The 6,318-nt window shown below is 38.4% G+C and carries 2 protein-coding genes; both read left to right on the top strand.

What is annotated here, in order from left to right; translation table 11 throughout:
* Positions 1–88 (top strand): LPXTG cell wall anchor domain-containing protein (locus HMPREF9425_RS10720; RefSeq protein WP_155809888.1); only part of this gene is annotated, 88 nt, incomplete at its 5' end.
* A 392-nt stretch (positions 89–480) separates the two neighbouring features.
* A partial coding sequence (locus HMPREF9425_RS06610; protein ID WP_037621545.1) for an Ig-like domain-containing protein occupies positions 481–6,318 on the top strand: 5,838 nt, incomplete at its 3' end.

Raw genomic sequence — 6,318 nt, 5'->3', positions numbered from 1 at the left:
TGAAGACAATAATAGTCTAGTAGCACTTGGGCTTCTTGGAGTATTGAGTGGATTTGGTCTTGTAGCTCGCAAGAAGAAAGAAGATTAATTAAATCTTTCTGATAAACGAATATAGCAGAAAACCAATGATGTAAAAATCATTGGTTTTTTGAAATTCACAAATGTTTTCTGAAAATAGGTTTGCTAACATTTAATAAAATGGTAAAAATTATTTTAATATTACTAAAAAGAGGATAGATACTTAAAAACAAAAATATATTTACTACTATAAATAATTTTGAAAAATAAAATTTATTTATTATAGTCTAAATTTTAAATTTAATAGTTTGCTTACAATACGGAAGTGTGATATCATTGAGACGTATCGGAGTGCATAATTTTGGCATAAAAACATTGTTATATTAAATGTTAAAAATGTCGGATTTTTTTGTGCTAAGTACATTGAAAAGTGAAATAATTTATAAGGAGGTTGTTACTCGCATGCAAGGGAAACAACAAGATTTTCGAGCGGAGAAGTACATTCGTTACGGTATTCGTAAGTACAGCTTTGGAGCGGCATCAGTAGCGATTGCAGCTGGTTTAATGTTCTTAGGTAATGGTGTAGTATCAGCGACGGAAGTACAATCAGCTGAAACAGCTATTACAACATCTGCTTCTAGTCAAGGTGACAAAGAGACGGAAAAGGCTGAGCCTAAAGCCGAAACAGTAGAGACTGCGAAGCCAGAAACTGTGAATACAGAGACTGTTAATCCAGAAACTGAAAAAGCTACAGAAGTGAAACCTGAAGTTAAAGTAGAAGATACTAAAAAAGTAAACAAGGCTATCCTTGAAGCAAGTATTGCTACTTTGGAGTCTAAACTTTCAACTGCTAAATACGCAGATGCTACAGTAGTAAACTCAGCTAAGGAAGTGTTGGCAACAGCTAAAGCAACTCTAGCTAAGGGAGACGCTAGCCAAGCAGATGTAGATGCACAAGCAGAAACTGTATCAGCGTTGAGCACAGTTGTAACTGAGTCGAATACTGCTGGTTTCGACAAGAAACAAGCGTCTGAAGAAGAAGTAGCAAAAGCTGAAGCTGAAAAGAAAGCTACTCCAGCTGAAAAAGATCTTTCAGTAGCAAAAACAACTCTAACACAAGTATCATCAGAAGCTGAAGTAACTAACAAATTGGCTGAGACTGAACTAGCTAAGGCTGATGTCAAAGAAGAAAACAAGGCAGCAGTTACAGAAGCAGTCGCTAAAAACAAAGAGGTTATTGCTAAAACTAAGACTCTTCTAGCTGATAAGAGTGTGACAAAAGAGCAAGTAGATGCTCAATTGGAACGCCTTAACGAGTCAATCCTTGCAGTTTACAATGAGTTAAAAAATGCAGGAATTGGCCGTGACGGGAAGTTTTCAGTTAACTTGGCAGATGCACAAACAACAGCACTTAAAGATGCAAGTACTGAAACAGGTAAAAAATGGTTAGAAGATCACGGATATTCTTCACTATCAGATATCAAAGTAAAAACTAAAGAAGATAATCTAAAAGAAATTAAAGATTTAAACGACCAAATCCAATGGTTAGACTTTGGAGATACAAATGCGTGGACAGGGTTAAACGCAAATAACCAACTTCAAATCGGTTCTACTTATACAAAAGAATTGATTCCTGGTTATATCGTTACTATGAAGGTTAAAGAATTAAAACCGTTCGAATCAACAGAAATATTCAAAAATCGTGTTGCTGGAACTGATTTAGAAAGTTCTTATCAACCTGATAAAGAAAATAAATTCAATCCAGAAAATGGTGCAACAGGATTAGGTGCGAATCCTCAGAACCAGTGGACACACGTTGCCAATTCTGGTTTGACAACTGGTAATGCTAAAACAACAATCGCAGGAACTAACCCTGCGGGTCAACCTAAAAACGGTCAAGCAGCTGGGGTTAAATTTGAAGTAACAGCGACTTATAACGGTAAAGCTGTTAAACCTGGTATCGTTATGACTTCTGGGGAAGACGTCGGACCGCTTGAGTCTGAAATCTATACAACAGATGGTACACCATGGGACTTAGCTGCAATTGTTGGATATAAAACAAATAAAAATGCTTATCGTCCACTTGATCAATTTAAAGATATGAATGGTGGTAAAACTGCTGTCCTTAAATGGCAAGATGAAAAATTCTATAATGCCTTAAGTGGTGGAAAATTTGCTACTCCTGATGCTGCTACTGCAGGTCTTGGATCTCAAGTGTTTGGAGGTGCTCTAAACCAAAACGGATCAGGAACAGCAATATTATCTACTGCCAATGTAACAGAAGTAGGACTATACATCATGTCTTCTGGACAACAATCTTCTATGATTGGTATCAAGTTCTCTGACTTTGGAGATCTTCCAGAATCTTATGGAATGGCTGAACACTACTTAAGAACACAATCTATAGATTATGACACAAAAGCAATTAAACAGATTCAACAACCATATTTAGGTAAAGTAAAAGCGGATATTGACTCTGCGCCAGGTACTCGTGTAGTTGGAGTAGATTCAGATGATGCAAAAGATAATGCTGATGAAGGTGTAGATCAACTTATTGCTCCAGATAACTTTAAACAAAATAAAGATACGGGTCTTCCAGAGGTACAATTAGTTAAAGCTCCGGACAATACTTATAAAGTTAAGGTTATTGCTTCGGCAAATGGTAATGACAAATACACAGATACTGTTGCACCAGCTTATGTGCGTGGATTTATTGATTTCAACGGAAATGGTAAATTTGATAAAGGTGAAGAATCTAATATCGCTACAGTAACTGGAAATGGTCAAGAAGTAGAACTTACATTTACAAATACCCAAGTCATCGATACTAGTAAGGATGTTGTAAACTTCCGTGTTCGTATCGCAAAAGATGAAGATCAAGTAGAAAAAGCTACAGGAATTGCATACTCTGGGGAAGTTGAAGATAACCAAATCCGAGTTTCTCACCCACCACGTGGAGACTATGAAGAAACTACTGGTAAACAAGGTGAAAAACAAAATATCGGTATTGAATTTGTTAACCGTGTAGAAGCTGATGCATCTGAATTAGGTTCTAACAATGGTAAAACTACATTCAATGCTTATGGTAAAATCGATTACACTGAACAACGTAATTCAATTAGTTTAGCATCAACTAAAAAAGTGCAAACTGAAGGTGTAATGATTGTTAAACCAGATGGAACTTTAGCTAAAACTTACACTAAAGAGGGTCAAGGTACGTATGAAGTAACTGATACAGGTGTAACATTTACTCCAGAAGCTAACTTCGTAGGTAAAGCTGATGGTATCGTACTTCGTGCGGTAGACGCTAATGGTCAATCAACTGGATGGACTTCATTGACAGATCAACACGGTCTTGTCAACATCAATGATGGTACACATACAACTACTACAAAAACTATGGACGCAGTTTATGTACCAAACGTAACTCCAAAAGAAATCACTGCCGATCCTGAAACATCAACTGATGTTCAAGGAAAAGCACAGAAGAAAACTCCAACATTCAAAACTGATGCAGGAACTGATAATGCTGCAACTGTAACACCAAGTGCTACATACCCAGCTAAATTAGTAGATCCAAAAACTGGAGCTAAAGTTGACTCTGTAACTGTAGATGGAGAAGGAACTTACACAATCAATCCAACAACAGGTGAAGTAACATTCCAACCACTTCCAACATTCAAAGGAACTGCAACAGGTGTTGACGTAACATTAACAGCACCAGTAGGTCAAAATAAAGATGGACAAGATGTAACAGCTACAGCTACTACAAAATACACTCCAACAGTAACAGCTGTAGAACCAACAGCTAAACCAGCAGACTCTGCAGGAGTACAAGGTGAAACTCAAAAAGGAACACCAACATTCACAGCAGGAAATGCAGAAGTACCAATTAAAGAAAACTCTGTAAAACTATTGAATCCAGATGGAACAGAAGCAAATGGTCCAGTAGATGCATTAGATGAAAAAGGAAACAAAGTAGGGGAATACACCGTAAACCCAGCAACAGGTGAAGTAACATTCACACCAACTGACAAAACTTACACTGGTAAAGTAACTCCAGCTAAAGTTCAAGCAGAAGATAAAAATGGAACTAAAGTAAACACTACTTACACTCCACACATCGTAGGTGTAACACCAACAGCAACACCAGCGGAATCTTCAGGAATCCAAGGTGAAGTACAAGATGGAACTGTAACATTTGCACCTGGTGAAACAACAGTAGAAGGTGTTAAAAAATCAGTACCAATCAAAGCTAACTCAGCGGTTCTTCTTGATGCTTCAGGTAACCCAGTAGTTCCTGGTACTCCAGTAGACGCTTTAGATCCAGAAGGAAACAAAGTAGGGGAATACACAATTGACCCAGCTACTAACAAAGTAACATTCACACCAACTAACAAAGCTTACAAAGGTAAAGTACAACCAGTTAACGTACAAGCAGAAGACGAAAACGGAACTAAAGTTTCGACAACCTACACACCAACAATCGTAGGAGTAACACCAACAGCAGATCCAGCTAAATCTGTCGATGTTCAAGGTGCAACTCAAACAGGTAAACCAGTATTCCAAGGCGGAACAGCTATGGTTAACGGTGAAGAGAAGATTGTTGAAATTGATGAAGATAAACCAGCTAAATTGGTGGATCCAAAAACAGGAGAACAAGTTGATTCAGTAACTGTAGAAGGCGAAGGAACATATACAGTAGCTCCAGACGGAACAGTAACCTTCAAGCCAGAACCACAATTTACAGGAGTAGCCAAAGGTGTTGAAGTCGTTCGTCAAGATAAGAACGGCACACCGGTTAAAGCTTCTTACACACCAGAAGTTAAACCTGTAACTCCAACAGGAACAGATACTGTAACTGAAGATATCCAAGGTTCAACTCAAACAGGTAAACCTGAATTCAAGGGTGGAACAGTAACAATTGATGGTAAAGAGAAAACTGTAGAAATCAACGAAGATAAACCAGCTAAATTGGTAGATCCGAAAACAGGAGATCCAGTTGATTCAGTAACGATCGAAGGCGAAGGAACATACACAGTAGCTCCAGATGGAACAGTTACCTTCACACCAGAGAAGAACTTCACAGGAAAAGGAACAGGTGTCACAGTTCAACGTGAAGATAAAAACGGTACACCAGTCACAGCTAAGTATACACCAGTTGTTAAGAAAGCAACACCAACAGGAACAGACGCTGTAACAGAAGATATCCAAGGTTCAACTCAAACAGGTAAACCAACATTTGAAGGTGGCAAAGTAACAGTTAACGGTGAAGAAAAAACTGTAGAAATCAACGAAGATAAACCAGCTAAATTGGTAGATCCGAAAACAGGAGATCCAGTAGATTCAGTAACTATCGAAGGCGAAGGAACATACACAGTAGCTCCAGATGGAACAGTTACATTCACACCAGAAAAGAACTTCACAGGTAAAGGAACAGGTGTCACAGTTCAACGCGAAGATAAGAACGGCACACCAGTTAAAGCTACTTACACACCAGTTGTAAAACCAGCTACACCAACAAGTTCAGATGTTATCACTACAAATGTTCAAGGTGCTACTCAATCAGGAACACCAACATTTGAAGGTGGCAAAGTAACAGTTAACGGTGAAGAAAAAACTGTAGAAATCGACGAAACTGTTAAACCAACATTTGACGATGGCACAACTGAGAAGCAAGTCCCAGGTGAAGGAACATACACTATCGATGAGAATGGTACAGTAACATTCACACCAGAGAAAACATTCACTGGTCAAGCGACAGGAGTAACAGTTAAACGTGTGGATAAGAACGGCACACCAATCACAGCTAAGTACACTCCAGTAGTCGTTCCAGTAACACCAACTTCAAAAGATTCTGAATCAGAAGGTCCTAAAGGACAACCTCAATCAGGAACACCAACATTTGAAGGTGGCAAAGTAACAATCAACGGTAAAGAAGTACCAGTAGAAATCGACGAAACTGTTAAACCAACATTTGACGATGGCACAACTGAGAAGAAAGTACCAGGAGAAGGAACATACACAATCGATGAGAACGGTAAAGTAACCTTCACACCAGAACCTGACTTCGTAGGTAAAGCATCAGGTGTAACCGTTAAACGTATAGATAAGAATGGAACACCAGTCACAGCTACTTACACTCCTACAGTTCGTCCTGATACCTCATTCGTTGATAAAGATGGTAACCCACTTTCGCCAACAGAAGATGGAACTAAACCAACTAAAGATATCCCAGGATACAAGATTATTAAGACTGAAGTAGACGAAAAAGGAAATACAAAACACATCTATGAAAAA

It is taken from the genome of Streptococcus vestibularis ATCC 49124 (assembly GCF_000188295.1).
GTDB classification, from domain to species: Bacteria; Bacillota; Bacilli; order Lactobacillales; family Streptococcaceae; genus Streptococcus; species Streptococcus vestibularis.
Note: the sequence above shows the minus strand (reverse complement) of the source record. Positions and strands in the feature narration are given on the sequence as shown.